The following is an 18,079-nucleotide window of genomic DNA, read 5'->3' as shown; positions in this document are numbered from 1 at the left end:
ACACTGAATAGAAAAAGCCCGCACATTGGAGGGGCGCGGGCTTTTGTTTATGGCCGGAAACTCGTCCATACCCCTATTGCATGCATGGCTAAAAAACGGGGAAAACGCGAGAAAATGGCACAATAAAACCGGCTTCAATATTGCCGGTTGCGGTCGGTCTCTGCGGAGCAGGCTTGTTGTTCAACCCAGCCAGCATTGAAAGCGAGTTACAGCACCGGCGGCATTACTGTATAAACTCAGCACGTGAGTGCGCGCCGTAAAGCATAATGACAGAACTGTAAGCATGAAAAACACTCTAAAAATTTGATAGTTTTGTCGAGTATTCCTTTTTATTCATGTAGTCGACGAGACGTAATTTAACATTCTTCACCCATTTCTCTGCCGACATATTCCACCTTTCAGGAGTAAAATCTCCTCTGTACCGATCGATAATTACCGTATAGCCGTCTTGTTGATCCTCTATTTCATTGAGATTTGCCAACAACATTCTTAGATTAAATTCTGTTGCGGTACTGAAATAATCATTAAGCAAATTATCAAAGTCGTACTCTTCATCTATAAGGTCAGCATCCTGCTCAAAATAAACGATAACAACGGTATCAAGCTCGCAGGGTTTAGTTGAATCAGTATCCATTATGCCCTCATGGTGCCGGGTAGGCTGTCAGTATGTAATATGTTTTACCGCCAAACTGTCTGGAGCGGACAATAACGCGCACCGTGTAAGCCTTTCTTAGCGTTGTTGTTCCCTTGTCGATATAGGTTCCGACTGGAAAAGAAAATCGATGTTCAAGCGGTAATTTTGCCTCGGGAACCATATACTTGAGTGCTCCTTCTAACTAGCTCCGCTTGAGCGAAAGCATGTCAGAAATCAGTAATTCCGCTTGTTTTACGCTGTTAAAACACGCCCCGGTGCCCTCGGAGAATTCAAACGAGCTATCATTTGCTCGGGTGACAACCCAACATGGCGGGTAATCGTATGCCCCAGCGCGCGCCCTTCATGCTCCGCCAGCCGGATACGACCGGCAAATATTGAGCCAACTCTCGCCGCTCCGGCGGCTACGGCAAAAACAAACGGGACAGCAAGATCAACGGTAACGCCAACTTTGTAAGCCGTATCTTTATCCGCGCCAAGTTTACCTGCTGCTAACTCTGCGAGTTGAGCTGTTGCTGTATCCGTTTTACGACCAGTAAGAACCTGCTGGAATGAGGCATTGAGTGTATCAAGACTATGTGCGCCTATGACAACGCAGCCAGCTTTAGTTATCATGGTTGGTTCCGGCACAATGCAAAGCACCCCGGCTCCGGGTATTTCAAACACGCCGCCAACAACACCTAACCCGCCCCACAGACGGTTACTCCATGTTTCACCTGAGCTCACATTCTTTCCGCACAAAATAGTTGTCATTTGCACGGGGGAGATCGCAATCGTTAACCCTTCTTCGTTCATTGCAATTCCCTTTATTCAATATAAACGACGGGAACAGTAAAGAAAATTTAAGAGTATTCCCCTCAGGGGATACGGTCAACACCCCTTGTAATTGCAGCTGAAAAACTCGCTTTGTCAGATCAATTCCGATAATTTGTTCCACTGGACACCTCTTTATTTTGCTGTTGGTTTGCACTTACAGCATGCCTCACTGAAGCCGTGATGGGGAGGTGTCCATTTCATTAGCGCCTAATGCTGCTACACTTTCGCCAGCCCATGTTTACCACCGGGGAGAATGGACTTACCGTTTCCATAAAGTGACGAACCTTTTTCAACAGTTGCCACATTGAACAGCACTGATGATTGCGCGTTATCGTATCGTGAAGCGCCTGCCATAATCGCTCAACATGATTCACCCACGGTGAGTAAACCGGCTGATAAATAACGTTAAATTTTGGATTCGCTTTCAGCCAGTCTCGTGTTTTCTCACTCCTGTGAATAATGTAGTTATCCACAATGAGTATTATCGTCTTTGCCCGTCGGTACGTCGCTTTCAGATGCTCTGACAGGCTGATAAATAAAGATGATGCCTTGCTACTGCCGCCCACGTAACTGACTTTACCTGTACCACTATGCAATGCCCCTGCCAGATAATATTTTTCATTCTGACCGGGTGTGACCACCCGTTTTTGCTGTCCACGTAACTGCCAGTCAGCACCGATTTTCGGGTTGAGATGAATATCCACCTCATCTTCGTAAAACATCAGCATGGCGGTCAGCCTGCGGGCATGGTTTTTATCGCGTGTTTTATGGATAGTTTTCTGCATCAGGCGTCGTTCATCACGGGGTATTGGTGCTATGATCGGCATCGCTCAGTCCGGCAGGTGATTTGTGATGTTTGTCGATTGATCAGATCGCAAAATCCGGGCTGAGTTCCCTCAAAGGGATTTACTAATTGGCGGATGATTAATAGCCATTAAAATGAATAACAGCTGAAGTTAATAATTAACAACATAATTGTTGTTTATTTTTAACTTTATTTTACCAGGCGTTCGTCCCTGGTGCGGAATAATGGTATCAGAGTGATAATCAGGGTAAAGGCACAGCTAAGCTGTTGCGATAAAAGATCGGGCAAGGTCTGACGGGATGTTTTGTTTTCTGAAATAAAACAGTCATTTCAAATTTCGCTGAATAACGGTATGTTTAGCATAGTATGCTGGAACGTTACCAGATACCTGGCATCCACAACTGATGCCATTGGTTTTCTCGGGCGATAAATGGGCATAATCAACTAAAAAATAGCACTACTGCAAATACAAAAACTACATTAATAGGGAGAATCAGGATGAATATAAAAAGCAAAGCATTACTGGCAGGATGTATTGCCTTAGTGATGAGCAGCGCAGCGCAGGCTGATAATATTAAAATCGCCGTCGTTGGTGCCATGTCAGGGCCTGTCGCGCAATACGGTGATCAGGAGTTTACCGGCGCTGAACAGGCTGTCGCTGATATTAACGCCAAAGGCGGTATCAAAGGTAATAAACTGCAAATCGTCAAATATGACGATGCCTGTGACCCCAAACAAGCCGTTGCGGTCGCCAATAAAGTGGTTAATGACGGCATCCGATATGTTATTGGTCATTTATGCTCGTCCTCAACCCAGCCCGCTTCCGATATTTATGAAGAAGACGGTATCCTGATGATTACGCCTGCGGCGACCGCCCCCGATCTGACTTCACGCGGCTATAAACTGGTGATGCGTACGACTGGACTCGATTCTGATCAAGGCCCGACTGCTGCCCGCTATATTCTTGAAAAAGTGAAGCCACAGCGTATCGCCATCATTCATGATAAACAGCAATACGGTGAAGGCCTGGCGCGTGCGGTACAGGACGGCCTGAAAAAAGGTGAGGCGAATATCGTATTTTTTGATGGTATTACTGCGGGTGAGAAAGATTTCTCCACCCTGGTTGCCCGGCTGAAAAAAGAAAATATCGATTTTGTTTATTACGGTGGCTATCACCCGGAAATGGGGCAAATTTTACGCCAGTCCCGTGCCGCAGGATTGACCACACAGTTTATGGGACCAGAAGGGGTCGGCAATGTCTCGTTATCTAATATTGCCGGACAATCAGCGGAAGGGATGCTGGTAACTAAACCACAGAGTTACGATCAAATCCCGGCGAACCAACCGATTGTTGAGGCGATTAAAGCCCATAAAAAAGATCCCAGCGGGGTGTTTGTCTGGATGACTTATGCCGCAATACAGTCTTTAGAGGCCGGTTTGAACCAATCCGATGATCCGGCAACTATCGCCAGTTATCTGAAAGCGCACCCGGTTAATACGGTTATGGGGCCACTGTCGTGGCGCGAAAATGGTGACCTGAAGGGATTTGAGTTTGGCGTATTTAGCTGGCATGCGGATGGCACTTCTTCTGTCGCCAAATAAGCTACGTTATCCCGCCGTCTGCATAATGCAGGCGGCATACAAAAGGTTATCTTATGTCTGAGCAGTTTCTCTACTTTCTGCAGCAGATGTTTAATGGCATCACGCTGGGAAGTGCCTATGCGCTGATCGCTATCGGTTATACGATGGTGTACGGCATTATTGGCATGATTAACTTCGCCCACGGTGAAGTATATATGATAGGTAGCTATGTCTCTTTCATGATTATTGCGTTGCTGATGATGATGGGGATTGACAGTAATCTGTTGCTGGTTGCCGCCGGATTTACCGGAGCTATTATTATCGCCAGCGCTTATGGCTGGAGTATTGAACGTGTCGCCTATCGGCCGGTGCGTCACTCTAAACGTCTGATTGCGTTGATTTCAGCGATCGGTATGTCTATCTTCCTGCAAAATTATGTCAGCCTGACCGAAGGCTCGCGCGATATCGCGCTACCGAGTCTGTTTAACGGTCAGTGGGTCATCGGTGATAGCGAGAACTTTGCCGCGACGATCACGATGATGCAACTGATGATCTGGATCGTGACTTTTGCCGCGATGCTGGCGCTGACACTCTTCATTCGCTATTCACGGATGGGTCGCGCTTGCCGTGCTTGCGCGGAAGATCTGAAAATGGCGAGTTTGCTTGGTATCAATACCGATCGAGTGATTGCCCTGACCTTTGTGATTGGTGCGGCAATGGCGGCAGTGGCGGGTGTTTTGCTGGGACAATTTTACGGTGTTATCAATCCGTACATCGGCTTTATGGCGGGAATGAAAGCGTTTACTGCGGCGGTGCTCGGCGGGATTGGCAGCATTCCGGGAGCGATGATAGGGGGACTGATCCTCGGAATTGCTGAAGCACTCTCTTCGGCGTATCTCAGCACCGAATATAAAGATGTTGTCTCGTTTGCACTGTTGATCGGGGTGTTATTAGTGATGCCTACCGGTATTCTCGGTCGCCCGGAGGTAGAAAAAGTATGAAGCCGATGGATATTGCCAGGGCACTCCTGCCGGCGATGATGTTCTTTGTGCTGGCGGCGGTTTTTATGGGTGTCCAGCTTGAGCTGGACGGCACCCGGCTGGTGGTGACCTCGGCGGCAACGGCGCGCTGGCAGTGGGTCATCATCGGTACAGTGATAGTCTTCCTGTTCCAGTTGCTGCGTCCGTTATTAGATAAAATGCAACACGCTTTCACCGGGCCCCGGTTTGTCATGCCCGCGATTGATGGTTCAACAGTGAAGCAGAAGCTGTTCTTGCTGGCATTGCTGATGGCTGCCATCATCTGGCCGTTTATGGTGTCGCGCGGAACGGTTGATATCGCCACCCTGACGATGATTTATATCATCCTCGGACTTGGCCTGAATGTCGTCGTCGGTTTATCCGGCCTGCTGGTTCTCGGATATGGCGGCTTCTATGCTATTGGTGCCTATACCTTTGCGTTGCTGAACCACTATTATGGCCTCGGCTTCTGGGTTTGCCTGCCACTGGCCGGGTTGATGTCCGCGCTGGCTGGCTTACTGCTTGGCTTCCCGGTACTGCGCCTGCGCGGTGACTATCTGGCGATCGTTACGCTCGGTTTCGGTGAAATTGTGCGTATTTTATTGCTCAATAATACCCAGCTTACTGGCGGCCCGAACGGTATTAGCCAGATCCCAAAACCGACACTGTTTGGCCTCGAGTTTAGCCGCCAGGTTCGCGAAGGTGGCTGGGATACTTTTAGTCACTTCTTTGGCCTGTCCTACAACCCGAATGATCGGGTGATTTTTCTCTATCTGGTGGCGTTGTTGCTGGTAGTGCTGACACTGTTTATCATCAATCGCTTACTGCATATGCCGCTGGGTCGGGCATGGGAAGCATTGCGTGAAGATGAAATCGCCTGTCGTTCTCTGGGCTTGAGTTCGACACGAATCAAACTCAGTGCCTTTACGATCAGCGCGGCGTTTGCCGGTTTCGCCGGAACGCTGTTTGCCGCCCGTCAGGGCTTTGTCAGCCCGGAATCTTTTACCTTTGCGGAATCCGCCTTTGTGCTGGCTATTGTAGTACTCGGTGGAATGGGTTCACAACTGGCGGTCATTCTGGCGGCGGTGCTGCTGGTGGTATCGCGTGAAATGATGCGTGATTTCAATGAATACAGCATGTTGATGCTGGGTGGCTTAATGGTTCTGATGATGATCTGGCGTCCACAAGGGCTGCTACCGATGATGCGTCCACAGATAGCGCTGAACAAAGATCAGGCGCAGGGAGAGCAGCTATGAGTCAGCCATTATTATCGGTTAGTGGTCTGATGATGCGTTTCGGTGGCCTGCTGGCGGTTAACAATGTATCGCTTGATCTCTATCGGCAAGAGATCGTATCGCTGATTGGCCCCAATGGTGCCGGGAAAACAACGGTCTTTAATTGCCTGACCGGTTTTTACAAACCCACGGGTGGCACTATTATGCTGGGTGATCGCCATCTTGAGGGGCTGGCGGGACAGCAAATCGCCCGTCTTGGCGTTGTCCGCACATTTCAGCATGTGCGCTTGTTTCGTGAAATGACGGTGATAGAAAATCTGCTTGTTGCGCAATATCAGCAATTACAAACCGGATTTTTATCAGGCTTGCTGAAATTACCTGCTTTCCGCCGTGCGCAGCATGAGGCGCTGGATCGTGCCGTAAGCTGGCTGGAGCGTATTGGTTTACTGGCACATGCTAATCGTCAGGCCAGCAATCTGGCTTATGGCGACCAGCGGCGGCTGGAAATTGCCCGCTGCATGGTGATGCAACCACAAATTCTGATGCTGGATGAACCTGCCGCTGGCCTCAATCCGAAAGAGACCCATGAACTGAACGAATTGATCGCCGGGCTGCGCAGTCATCACCAGACCACTATCCTGCTGATTGAGCATGATATGAAGCTGGTGATGGGAATTTCTGATCGCATCTACGTGGTCAATCAGGGAACACCGCTGGCGAATGGCACGCCAGAAGAGATCCGCCATCATCCGGATGTGATCCGTGCTTATCTGGGCGAGGCATAATAATGACAAAAGCGATGTTATCTTTTAATAATGTCAGTGCGCACTACGGTAAAATTCAGGCACTGCATCAGGTGAGTTTGTCTATTAATCAGGGTGAGATAGTCACGCTGATTGGCGCAAACGGTGCTGGAAAAACCACCTTACTGGGCACGCTGTGCGGCGAGCCAGCGGCGTCTGCCGGGAGTATTATTTTTGACGGTAAAGATATTACCCACTGGCAAACGGCGAAAATTATGCGTGAAGCGGTAGCGATTGTCCCGGAAGGACGCCGGGTCTTTTCGCGGATGACCGTGGAAGAAAACCTGGCGATGGGCGGTTTTTTTGCTGATAACACACAGTTCCAGCAGCGTATTAAACAGGTCTATAGCTTGTTTCCGCGCCTGCTTGAGCGCTGTCATCAGCGCGCGGGCACGATGTCGGGTGGTGAGCAACAGATGCTGGCGATTGGCCGCGCGTTGATGAGTCAGCCACGTCTTTTACTGCTTGACGAACCCTCGCTGGGGCTGGCACCCATCATCATCCAGCAGATTTTTGACACTATCGAACATCTGCGCGATCAGGGAATGACGATATTCCTTGTGGAACAGAACGCCAATCAGGCGCTGAAGCTGGCAGATCGCGGCTATGTGCTGGAAAACGGTCACGTCGTGCTGGAAGACAGCGGCGAGGCCTTGTTGGCTAATGAAGCGGTACGTAACGCCTATCTCGGCGGATAAGCTGTGTCCGCCTTCTGTTTTGCTGCATGGTTTATCGTCACGATGGGATAACCGACTGGCAGCAAATGCTGCTCAAATACAGCGATGCGTCAAAATCACCAGTGCGTATCACCACCGGGGGATACGCGCTGGTTAAGCAAATCAATACTGCGCTGATCTCAGCCACTTTCTCAACCGATAGCGTCTTTTTTTATCACTTTTCGTCCTGTTATCTGCGCGGACTAACAAGGTGACTACTCAAATATTCATCGCGTTACAGGATAAAATGACACGATCGATCAAATAGAAGAAAAAAGAAGTGGACAAATATGAATGAGAATGATTATTATTGTCATGTCCTCAGGGAGACCTGAGACACGACATTGCTCACATTGCTTCCAGTATTACTTAGCCAGCCCGGTGCTGGCTTTTTTTTCGCTTTTTTCCTCTCTGCAAGCAGCACGACCTGATAAGCACTGAGGGTCACTGGATAATCAACAGGCGGCCATTAAGACTGAAAGCTGTAGCGACGATAGCGCTTACCTGAAAGTGTAGTGGATCACAAAATCAGGACACCGGTCCAGCCCTCCACTTTTGTTCTTCATACTGACTGTAGTGGATCAGTTATTCCGGACACCTCAATAGCCTGTTAATGTAACAACAGAAATTGAGGTAATTGATCATGACTCAACCCAAAAAAACTCAACGTTATTTTTCTCCAGAGTTTAAGCTGGAGGCTATTGAACAGGTGGTTAAATATCAACAGACCACTACGGCGGTGGCTCGCGCTCTGGAGATTGAACCCGGCACATTGCGTAAATGGATACGCCAGTACAAAGCGGAAGTCAGCGGAATAACCCCCGATAATCCTGCCCTGACTGCAGAACAACGTGAAATCCAGGCGCTCAGAAAGCGGATACAACGCCTGGAAATGGAGAAAGAAATACTAAAGCAGGCCGCCGTGTTGATGAGCGAAACCCCCGTCAAATTTTGCATGTTTAGCGTGATAAACAACGCAATATTCATCGCTGCCGGGTCTCGGATCAGACTGACAAATCAACCGCCGGTTATTGATAATTGACAATCACCTGATTGCTAATCACCTGCCATGGCAGATTGATTTTTTCGCTGGCCGGGAGCGCGTAGACAAAACGCAGTGTCGCACTGGCAGGCGCGCCTCGCAGTTCATCGCTGCTACCACGCGCCGTCGGGAGCGGAATACAGCGATGCGGAGTACAAAGACGTACCTGTAAATTCATCGGCGCGGGGGTCAGTGAGCGATAAACCCAACTGACGGTGGTAATACGCGCATCGGCATCGGGTAGCGAACCAGGTGCCTTAAGTGGCTGGGAGGCATCCCGGCTTCCCGCCCGCGATAAGATGACACCAGGTCCGTCGGCCATCCACGATCCAGAGACCGCGCAGGTGACGGATGGCACCAGCAGGCACAGTAAGAGCAGATAATGTTTCATGATTACTCTCCACCAATGGTTGCGGTAATGCGGATCTGACGATCATTGTTGAGTTCCAGATTTGACAGTACCGCTAACTGGGGCAGGCTGCGCCGTAAGAAGCGCGCCAGTAACGGCCGTAATGCGTGATTAACCAGTAAGACCTGTGGCGCGCTGATCATCTCCTGATGCTGCAACGCTTGTTTCGCCTGCGCCAGCAGTTTGTCAGCCAGTTGTGGTTCGAGGCCACCGCCACTTTGCAGCGCCTGCAACAGTAACCGCTCCAGTTGACTTTCAAGGCCAATCGCCTGTATTTCACCATTGCCAGGGAACCATTGCTGGGTAATAGCCCGTCCGAGCGAGATACGTACCATCGCCGTTAATTCATACGGGTCGTTCTGGGTGGGCGCGTGTTCCGCCAGCGTTTCGATAATTGAGCGCATATCGCGAATCGAGACATGTTCCGCGAGGAGATTTTGCAGCACTTTATGCAGCGTGGTCAGCGTCACAACTCCCGGCACAAAATCTTCCGTCAGTTTCGGCATCTCCTGAGATACGCGATCCAGCAATTGCTGCGCCTCCTGGCGGCCGAAAAGTTCACTGGCAAATTGACTGATCAGGTGGTTAAGATGTGTCGCCACCACGGTACTGGCCTCCACCACGGTGTATCCCTGAGTTTGCGCCTGTTCGCGCAGTGCGCTATCAATCCATACCGCCTCGAGACCAAACGCCGGATCGACACTTTTATCACCGCTCAGCTCACCGACCGCATTACCCGGATTAATCGCCAGCCAGCGGCCCGGCTGCGCTTCACCCTGACCGATTTCTACCCCTTTCATTAAAATACGGTAGCTGGCCGGAGGTAATTCGAGGTTGTCACGAATATGGACGACGGGGGGTAAGAATCCCATCTCCTGAGCAAATTTTTTACGGATACCACGAATACGGCCAAGTAGCTCGCCATTTTGCTGGTAGTCGACCATCGGAATCAGGCGGTAACCGACCTCCATGCCCAGCGAGTCTTCCAGTTGTACGTCCGCCCAGCTGGCTTCACTGACCGGCGGGCTCGCCTGGCTTACGGGTTCATCCATGACGCTTTGTGGTTGTTGTATTTCCCGGCCACGCAACCACCAGGTCAGTCCCAGTAAGGCCGCCGTAAATAACAGAAATACCAGGTTTGGCATCCCTGGCACCAGCCCCAGTAAGCCGAGGACACCGGCACTTAACAGCATGACGCGCGGATTATTAAATAACTGGCCGACCATCTGCTCGCCAACATCCTGATCGGTGGCGACCCGGGTGACGATAACACCGGCGGCCGTCGAGATAACCAGCGCTGGAATTTGCGCGACCAGACCATCACCAATCGTCAGCAGGGTGTAGCTTTCTGCCGCAGCCCCCAGTTCCATACCATGCTGGATCACGCCCACTAACAGACCACCGACCACATTCAGTACCATGATCATCAGGCCCGCGATAGCATCACCCCGAACAAATTTACTGGCACCGTCCATCGAGCCATAAAAATCGGCTTCCTGGGTCACTTCAGCACGGCGCTTTTTCGCTTCCTCTTCGCCGATAATGCCAGCATTAAGATCGGCGTCGATCGCCATCTGTTTTCCTGGCATACCGTCGAGGACAAAGCGTGCGCCAACTTCCGCTATACGCCCGGCCCCTTTAGTGATAACCATAAAGTTAATCAGCACCAGAATAATAAACACCACGATACCAATCGCGAAATTGCCGCCGACGAGGAAGTGACCAAACGCTTCGACGACTCGTCCGGCAGCGGCGGCACCGGTATGTCCTTCCAGCAGGATGATACGGGTTGAGGCCACATTCAGTGACAGACGTAGCAGGGTCGAGAACAGCAAAATGGTCGGAAATGCGGCGAAGTCGAGGGTGCGCTGAGTGAACATCGCCACCAGCAATACCATGATCGACAGGGCGATATTGAAGGTAAATAGCAAATCGAGGATGAAAGCCGGTAAGGGTAGTACCATCATCGACAGGATCAGCAGGATCAGAATCGGGCCAGCCAGCACCTGCCAGTGCGTATTTTTCAAATTAGCCGGTAAACGAAGCAGGGAGGCCAAATTAGACATCACTATTATTCTCTCGCAAAATCCAGTGCTTCCGGCACCGGTAAATGTTCAGGTTTTTTCGGAATCAGCCCCCCTTCACGTCGCCAGCGTCGTAGCTGATAGACCCAGGCCAGGACTTCAGCAACCGCCGCGTAAAGGGGCGTCGGGATATATTGTCCCGGCTCGCTATGCCGATACAGTGCCCGAGCCAGCGGGGGCGCTTCGAGCATCGGGATTTTGTGCTGTTCACCCAGTTCACGAATACGCAGGGCAACTTCTCCCGCCCCTTTCGCCAGCACTTTTGGCGCATTCATTTTTTCATTGTATTGTAAAGCCACGGCGTAATGAGTGGGGTTAGTGACGATAACGTCCGCTTTCGGGACATCAGCCATCATTCGCCGCTGAGCGATCGCCCGCTGTTGCTGACGGATACGACCTTTTATATGGGGGTCGCCCTCCTGCTGCTTAAATTCATCGCGGATGTCCTGTTTGGTCATTTTTAGCTTCTTGAAATGACTCCATAGCTGCCAGAAGACATCAAAGGCCACCATCGGTATCAGCCCCAGTACCACCAGCAAGCCACAGCGCAGGGTAAGGTGCAGGGCATGACCTAATGCCTCACGCGGTGGCTGGGTCATCAGATACAGGATGTCATCCCAGTTATGCGACAGAAAGAGTGCCGTCACCGAGCCGACCAGTGTGACCTTCAATCCCCCTTTCAGTAATTCGGCCAGCGCCTGAGTCGAGAAGATACGTTTTAACCCGGAGAGCGGGTTAAGGCGTTTCAGATCACATTTGAGCGACTTACTACTCAGCAATATCCCCCCTAACAGGGTCGGGGCAATGAGAGCGACCAGCACCAACCCGGCCATGATCGGCAATAATGCCCAGACCACCTGGCGTAACAACATGCCAAAGCGCAGGACAAGTTGTTTGTCGTCATGGATCATGCCGTGGTCAAAATGGAGCCCCTGTATCACCATTTGTGCCAGGTGCTGTGCCAGATGACCGCCATACATCAGCATGATCACCAGCCCGGCAGACAGCATTAACACCGATGTCAGCTCACGCGAACGGGGGATCTGTCCCTCTTCCCGTGCTTTTTCTATTCGATGGGGGGTAGGAGCTTCGCTTTTTTCCAGATCGCTGTCTTCAGCCAAGTGCGCCGTTCCTGTATCGGGAAAGTCAATAGTCGCTGACAGAATGCCAAAAAAATGGCCTGTTCATGAGGCAAAAAACAATGAAAAGTATCCGTTATTTAACAGATAACTTAGCGGCAGGATCAGGGCGTGACGATCCACGCCCTGAGCGGATTAACACAGTAAAAAATCGAATATATCAGAAGCCCAGACTATCGAGTAAATCATCAACCTGTGCCTGGTCAGCAATGACACCTGCACCATTTTTATCAAGCTGTGGTCCATTAAGCAGGCTGTTTTCCGGTTTTTTCTCTTTCACTGGTTGTTCAGGCATATTTTCCATCAATACCATCAGTAGCTGTTTCTCTATCTCCTGAATGACAACCATCATTCGTTTGATAACCTGACCCGTTAAGTCCTGAAAATCCTGAGCCATCATGATTTCCATTAACTGCGTATTGGTAAAGGAAGTATGACTCGGCACCTCTTCCAGATACTGTCGGGTGTCATTTACCAGAACTTTTGCATCAGTCAGCTCAATCGGATTAGCAAACCACTGATCCCAACGTGCTTTTAATTCGTTGGCGCCTGACTCCAGTTTGGCCTGATGCGGTTGCGCGGCTTCGACACAACTCAATGCCCGATCTGCTGCCTGTGCTGTCATCGTGACAACATAGTCGAGGCGATCACGTGCATCAGGTATGGCTTCCGCTGCCTGAGCTATTGCTTGATCGAGCCCCAGCTCCCGCATACTATCACGCAGCATGCGGGTAAGCTGACCAATACGGGAGATAATATCACCGGTAATGGCAGAATTGCTGGGAGGCATAGGCTTCTCACTCATCACCCTCTCCTTTCCTTACATGTCCTTACATGCCCAATTTTTCGAAAATCTTGTTGAGCTTTTCTTCCAGTATTGCTGCTGTAAAAGGCTTCACGACATAACCACTTGCACCAGCCTGAGCCGCAGCGATGATGTTTTCTTTTTTGGCTTCTGCTGTCACCATCAGTACAGGGGTAGCTTTCAGGCCACTATCAGCACGAATTGTTTTTAGCAGTTCAAGGCCATCCATATTCGGCATGTTCCAGTCAGAGATGACAAAATCAAAACCGTTTTCTCGTAACTTATTCAGCGCATCGACGCCATCTTCTGCTTCTTCAACGTTGTTAAAGCCGAGTTCCTTGAGCAAATTTCTGACGATACGTCGCATGGTGGAAAAGTCGTCCACCACCAGAAATCTGAGATTCTTATCAGCCATGACTACTCCTGAAATATCTAAACACAATGAAGGAGATAAAGTTAACGACTGCCATACTGCAACAATCGCTTTATTTCGCCAGAAAATCTGACGATATTCCTTTAAATACGTAGTGCCTGGCCGCCAGCAATTTTCGCCAACATCCGTTGACTGATTTCATTTAAATCGACGACTTCACTGACGCCACCGGCTGCAATTGCTTCACGCGGCATGCCGAATACCACACAAGTCGCTTCACTTTGTGCGATCGTCCATGCGCCGGCATTGTGCATATCCAGCATGCCGGTTGCGCCATCGTTACCCATTCCGGTCAGGATCACCCCGACGGCATTGCGTCCGGCGTTTTTGGCGACCGAACGGAACAGGACATCAACGGCCGGGCGCTGATGATGCTCGGTTGGGCCATCATGCAATTTCACCTGATAGTTCGCCCCGTTACGTGCCAGCTCCATATGGTGACCACCGGGGGCAATATAGGCATGGCCGGGTAAGACACGCTCTCCATCCTCTCCCTCTTTGACCGTGATCTGACAGAGTTTATTGAGGCGATCAGCAAAAGATCGTGTAAATCCGGGGGGCATGTGTTGGGTGATCACCAGCGCCGGGCTGGTCAGTGGTAAGGGCAGTAACACTTCGCGCAGAGCTTCCGTGCCACCGGTAGAAGAGCCAATCGCGATTAATTTTTCACTACTGAGCAACGGCCCACATTTCAGCATTTTCGGCGCGGCACTGCCAGAGTGTGTGTTCAGTCGCGCCACAGCGGCAGCCCGGATCTTATCAGCAATAATTTCACTGTATGCCATCATGCCATCACGCAAACCTAAGTGCGGTTTGGTGACAAAATCCACCGCTCCCAATTCCAGCGCACGCAGGGTAATTTCCGATCCCCGGTCAGTCAGTGAGGATACCATGACCACAGGCATCGGCCGCAGGCGCATCAGTTTTTCAAGAAAATCAAGGCCATCCATGCGTGGCATTTCGACATCCAGTGTCAGAACATGGGGATTAAATTTTTTTATCAGATCACGCGCAACCAGTGGGTCAGGGGCGGTAGCCACCATCTCCATATCGTCATGTTCATTGATGATTTCCGTCATTATCTGACGCATCAGGGCCGAATCATCTACACATAATACTTTTATTTTACTCATTATTTCTTCTCCTTGGTCAGCCCATACACCGTATGCCCGCGTAGGTAGAAATCCTTACTAATCTGGCTGAAATTTTCTGAATGCCCGGCAAACAACAATCCCCCTGGTTTTAGTAAGGGGACAAAACGGCGCAAAATGGTCTCCTGTGTTGGCTTATCGAAATAAATCATTATGTTGCGGCAAAATATTGCGTCAAACGGCCCGTCGATATCCCACTCCGCAGATAACAGATTCAGCAGTTGAAAATGCACTTTTTCCGCTAACTCATGACGTATACGGACTTTGCCTTTATTATTTGGCCCAACGCCGCGTAAGAAGTAGTGCTGCATCTGAGCCGGTGTTAAAGCACGCAAATCCTCAAGACGATAAACACCGGTCTCCGCCTTGTGTAAAACATGGCTGTCAATATCACTGGCTACCACTTGCCAGCTGGTGACGGTTGGGCCTAACGCATCGCTCAGCGTCATGGCGATGGAGTAAGGCTCTTCACCTGTCGACGCGGCGGTACTCCATACACGGTAACCCGCAGATCGTGATTTTGCATGCTGTGCAAGGATTGGAAAATGGTGCATTTCACGGAAAAAAGCCGTCAGATTGGTGGTCAGAGCATTAATAAACTCCTGCCATTCATCACTTTGCGGATTCCCTTCCAGTATTGCCAGATATTCACCAAAATCATTTATTCCCAACCGCCGCAGGCGACGCATCAGACGGTTGTATACCATCTCACGTTTGTTGGCAGCCAATACAATGCCTGCGTGCTGATAAATCAACTGGCTAATGCGGCGAAAATGGGCATCTGACAGTGGTAAATTGCTCTCCATTTTCTCTAACAGTGATTTAGCGTCATGGCTGTCTTTGTGGCTTGACAAACTGAAGTCCCCTTAACCACAGATAAAACTGCGTTATTATTGCTATTCCCCGACGCAACAAAGCTACCGTCTGCCAGATGACATGCCTGTAGCCCGTTTCGACCTGTTATCTACGAAAAGGTAACCGCCGACAAGGCGGTTACCTGTGTTACTCAGAACGTCTCCCAGTCATCTTTTGCTGTGGTGGCTGTTTTCGCTTTGGCATCTTTTTTCACCTTCGCGACAGCAGGCGTTTTGACTTTCACTGCGGTCGGTTTATAGGCTGCGGTCGTGCCTGCCACACTGCTTTTTTCCTCTTTGATCTGGAATACCGATACTGATTTACTTAACAGGCTTGCCTGCTCTTCCAGCGCGGCGGCGGCGGCGGCAGATTCTTCAACCAATGCAGCATTTTGTTGCGTCACACGGTCCATTTCCACCACGGCCTGGCCCACCTGGTCGATACCACGGCTCTGTTCATCTGATGCGGAAGCAATTTCACCCATGATATCTGTGACTCGGGTTACCGCATTGACGATATCACCCATCGTATTACCGGCTGTTTCTACCAGGGTTGACCCCATATCGACACGATGCACAGAATCTTCAATCAGGGCTTTGATCTCTTTCGCTGCCTGTGCACTGCGTTGTGCCAGGTTACGAACTTCACCAGCCACCACCGCAAAGCCACGACCCTGTTCACCAGCACGGGCGGCTTCCACCGCAGCATTCAATGCCAGAATATTGGTCTGGAAAGCGATACTATCGATAACACCCGTGATATCAGAGATTTTCTGTGAACTTCCCGCGATATCATGCATGGTTTGTACCACATCAGCGACCACTTTGCCGCCTTTCTGTGCTGTTTCAGAAGCACTGAGTGCCAGCTGGCTAGCCTGACGGGCATTTTCCGCATTCTGTTTAACAGTTGAGGTTAACTCTTCCATACTCGCAGCGGTCTCTTCCAGAGAAGAAGCTTGGGTTTCAGTACGGGAGGAGAGATCGTTATTACCCGAGGCAATTTCAGTCGTACCGCTATAGATGGCATCGGCACCCTGGCGTACCACACTGACGGTTTCGATCAGTTCCTTCTGCATGTGTCTCAGGCTATCAGCCAGTATCCCCATTTCGCTGCCACGTGTTTCAGCAATATGTTGGGTTAAATCACCGGAAGCAATCCGCTTAATATGTTCAATCATACTATTTAGCGGTTGTACCATAATCTGATGAATACCGACCCATGAGACAACATTAGTTAGCGGTATCAGAATAAGGATGGTAATCAGTATACCGATCGACAGAGCATAGGATCTTTCATTCGAGTCGACCGCTTCTTTATATAACTCAAGATGCTGTGCGAGATAGTCTTTATACACCGCATCGTAATCTTCCAGATATTTCTGGACCGGGCGCTGATAAAATTCGTTAATTTTATTATCATCCATTAGCTGGATAAGTGCAGACATCTCATTATATAACGCATTATATTTCTGCTTAAGTTTGTCGGCTATTTGCTGACTTTGATGGGATTCGAGGGGGATTTTTTCATAGGCCGCAAAATTCTTTTCAACAACCTGCAGTTTTTCCCGTGCTTTATTCAGCAGCTCATCGCTGGCATCCCCTGTGCCGTTAGACTGAACATCCATCATATAGCGAACCGCTGCACGATTCATATTATTGAAGGCGCTGACAAAGAAATCGCGACTTTCGCTTAATAATAATTGTTGCTTACGAATAGTCTGCAATACATCAAAATTTTCCTTGTCTGTTTTCAATGCCGAGTAAAAAAGGCCTCCAGATATAAGTTGCAACACACTGAATAATATTAATACCAGCATCAGGCTGGTCACAATTTTAATACGCTTAAACATATTTCCCCTTCCTGGAAACCTGATCTGACAGGCTGTTTGTATGTGACTGTAAATTTTATCGGCGAAATCGAAAGGAACTTTATGGCTGAGAAGGACAATATTTCACTGCGTCCCGCAGTATCAGGGGCTCCAGATGTTGCCCCCTGCTTTATCAGCTACTTTTGGCAATATTATCGACCAACGCCATTTCTTCACTACTCAGTAGTTTTTCTATATCAACCAGAATCAGCATCCGGTCATTTATCGAACCCAGTCCGGTGAGATATTCTGTCGACATCTTCACCCCAAATTCAGGCGCCGGACGGATTTGGTCGGCGGTCAGTGACAGGACATCTGAAACACCATCCACGACGATACCAACCACACGGTGTTCCAGATTAAGGACGATGACCACAGTATTTTCGTTGTAAGTCACGCCTTCCTGTTCAAATTTCACCCGCAGATCAACGATCGGAACAATCACACCACGGAGGTTGGTGACGCCCTTAATAAAATCCGGTGTATTGGCAATATGGGTCACCTGATCATAACCACGAATTTCCTGCACCTTCAGAATATCGATACCGTACTCTGCATCACCAAGGGTAAAAATTAAAAACTCCTGACCTACTGTTTCGTCAGCTAAGTTACTGACGGCTGCTAATCCTGCCATTTTCTACACCTGTTTTCGTCAAAGGGTTAATCG

Annotated in this window: 18 protein-coding genes and 2 pseudogenes; 7 read left to right on the top strand and 13 right to left on the bottom strand. The window is 49.7% G+C overall.

The genetic code is table 11. The features are described from left to right. Window positions 1–295: 295 nt before the first annotated feature. From PT300_02890 to PT300_02875, 4 genes and pseudogenes are all read right to left on the bottom strand, one after another. Window positions 296–634 (bottom strand): contact-dependent growth inhibition system immunity protein, encoded by a 339-nt coding sequence (locus PT300_02890; protein MDF7679608.1) that lies wholly within the window; start codon window positions 632–634, stop codon window positions 296–298. A gap of 7 nt (window positions 635–641) precedes the next feature. Then, window positions 642–815, bottom strand: coding sequence for a hypothetical protein (locus PT300_02885; GenBank protein MDF7679607.1), 174 nt, complete (start codon window positions 813–815; stop codon window positions 642–644). 71 nt (window positions 816–886) lie between these two features. Next, on the bottom strand, window positions 887–1,447 hold the full coding sequence (locus tag PT300_02880; GenBank protein MDF7679606.1) for a hypothetical protein: 561 nt from the start codon (window positions 1,445–1,447) through the stop codon (window positions 887–889). Between the two features lie 237 nt (window positions 1,448–1,684). Beyond that, window positions 1,685–2,295: pseudogene (locus PT300_02875) on the bottom strand (IS630 family transposase). Between the two features lie 476 nt (window positions 2,296–2,771). Here PT300_02875 and PT300_02870 point away from each other — a divergent pair. From PT300_02870 to PT300_02840, 7 genes and pseudogenes are all read left to right on the top strand, one after another. Continuing rightward, complete coding sequence (locus PT300_02870; GenBank protein MDF7679605.1) at window positions 2,772–3,875, top strand: branched-chain amino acid ABC transporter substrate-binding protein; 1,104 nt, start codon at window positions 2,772–2,774, stop codon at window positions 3,873–3,875. A gap of 53 nt (window positions 3,876–3,928) precedes the next feature. Further along, window positions 3,929–4,855 carry a high-affinity branched-chain amino acid ABC transporter permease LivH gene (livH, locus tag PT300_02865; GenBank protein ID MDF7679604.1) on the top strand — a complete coding sequence of 309 codons (927 nt, stop codon included), beginning with the start codon at window positions 3,929–3,931 and terminating at the stop codon, window positions 4,853–4,855. Further along, entirely contained in the window at window positions 4,852–6,129 is a 1,278-nt protein-coding gene (locus PT300_02860; protein ID MDF7679603.1) for a high-affinity branched-chain amino acid ABC transporter permease LivM, read from the top strand. The genes livH and PT300_02860 overlap by 4 nt, the downstream gene beginning before the upstream one ends. Further along, window positions 6,126–6,893 (top strand): high-affinity branched-chain amino acid ABC transporter ATP-binding protein LivG, encoded by a 768-nt coding sequence (gene livG, locus PT300_02855; protein ID MDF7679602.1) that lies wholly within the window; start codon window positions 6,126–6,128, stop codon window positions 6,891–6,893. Before PT300_02860 ends, livG begins: the two co-directional genes overlap by 4 nt. A 2-nt stretch (window positions 6,894–6,895) precedes the next feature. After that, window positions 6,896–7,609, top strand: a complete 714-nt coding sequence (livF, locus tag PT300_02850) for a high-affinity branched-chain amino acid ABC transporter ATP-binding protein LivF (GenBank protein MDF7679601.1) — start codon at window positions 6,896–6,898, stop codon at window positions 7,607–7,609. Between the two features lie 26 nt (window positions 7,610–7,635). Next, a complete protein-coding gene (locus PT300_02845; GenBank protein MDF7679600.1) occupies window positions 7,636–7,842 on the top strand; it encodes a hypothetical protein in 207 nt (68 codons plus the stop codon). A 428-nt stretch (window positions 7,843–8,270) separates the two neighbouring features. Continuing rightward, window positions 8,271–8,575: pseudogene (locus PT300_02840) on the top strand (transposase). Between the two features lie 80 nt (window positions 8,576–8,655). Here the strand turns inward: PT300_02840 and PT300_02835 are convergent. From PT300_02835 to cheW, 9 genes are all read right to left on the bottom strand, one after another. Further along, window positions 8,656–9,060, bottom strand: coding sequence for a flagellar protein FlhE (locus PT300_02835; protein ID MDF7679599.1), 405 nt, complete (start codon window positions 9,058–9,060; stop codon window positions 8,656–8,658). 2 nt (window positions 9,061–9,062) lie between these two features. Then, window positions 9,063–11,144: a flagellar biosynthesis protein FlhA gene (gene flhA, locus PT300_02830; protein MDF7679598.1), complete on the bottom strand. Its 2,082-nt coding sequence runs from the start codon at window positions 11,142–11,144 to the stop codon at window positions 9,063–9,065. A gap of 5 nt (window positions 11,145–11,149) precedes the next feature. Further along, complete coding sequence (gene flhB, locus PT300_02825; GenBank protein ID MDF7679597.1) at window positions 11,150–12,283, bottom strand: flagellar biosynthesis protein FlhB; 1,134 nt, start codon at window positions 12,281–12,283, stop codon at window positions 11,150–11,152. A gap of 178 nt (window positions 12,284–12,461) precedes the next feature. Further along, on the bottom strand, window positions 12,462–13,106 hold the full coding sequence (cheZ, locus tag PT300_02820) for a protein phosphatase CheZ (GenBank protein ID MDF7679596.1): 645 nt from the start codon (window positions 13,104–13,106) through the stop codon (window positions 12,462–12,464). Between the two features lie 25 nt (window positions 13,107–13,131). Beyond that, window positions 13,132–13,521 (bottom strand): chemotaxis response regulator CheY, encoded by a 390-nt coding sequence (gene cheY / locus PT300_02815; GenBank protein ID MDF7679595.1) that lies wholly within the window; start codon window positions 13,519–13,521, stop codon window positions 13,132–13,134. Window positions 13,522–13,622: 101 nt separating this feature from the next. Then, window positions 13,623–14,672: a chemotaxis response regulator protein-glutamate methylesterase gene (locus PT300_02810; protein ID MDF7679594.1), complete on the bottom strand. Its 1,050-nt coding sequence runs from the start codon at window positions 14,670–14,672 to the stop codon at window positions 13,623–13,625. Further along, complete coding sequence (gene cheR, locus PT300_02805) at window positions 14,672–15,544, bottom strand: protein-glutamate O-methyltransferase CheR (GenBank protein MDF7679593.1); 873 nt, start codon at window positions 15,542–15,544, stop codon at window positions 14,672–14,674. The genes PT300_02810 and cheR overlap by 1 nt, the downstream gene beginning before the upstream one ends. Before the next feature lie 152 nt (window positions 15,545–15,696). Further along, window positions 15,697–17,394, bottom strand: a complete 1,698-nt coding sequence (locus PT300_02800) for a methyl-accepting chemotaxis protein (protein MDF7679592.1) — start codon at window positions 17,392–17,394, stop codon at window positions 15,697–15,699. A gap of 151 nt (window positions 17,395–17,545) precedes the next feature. Next, a complete protein-coding gene (gene cheW, locus PT300_02795; GenBank protein ID MDF7679591.1) occupies window positions 17,546–18,046 on the bottom strand; it encodes a chemotaxis protein CheW in 501 nt (166 codons plus the stop codon). Between the last annotated feature and the right edge of the window lie 33 nt (window positions 18,047–18,079).

It is taken from the genome of Enterobacteriaceae bacterium ESL0689 (assembly GCA_029433525.1).
In the GTDB taxonomy this organism is placed as follows: Bacteria; Pseudomonadota; Gammaproteobacteria; order Enterobacterales; family Enterobacteriaceae; genus JAQTIF01.
Note: the sequence above shows the minus strand (reverse complement) of the source record. Positions and strands in the feature narration are given on the sequence as shown.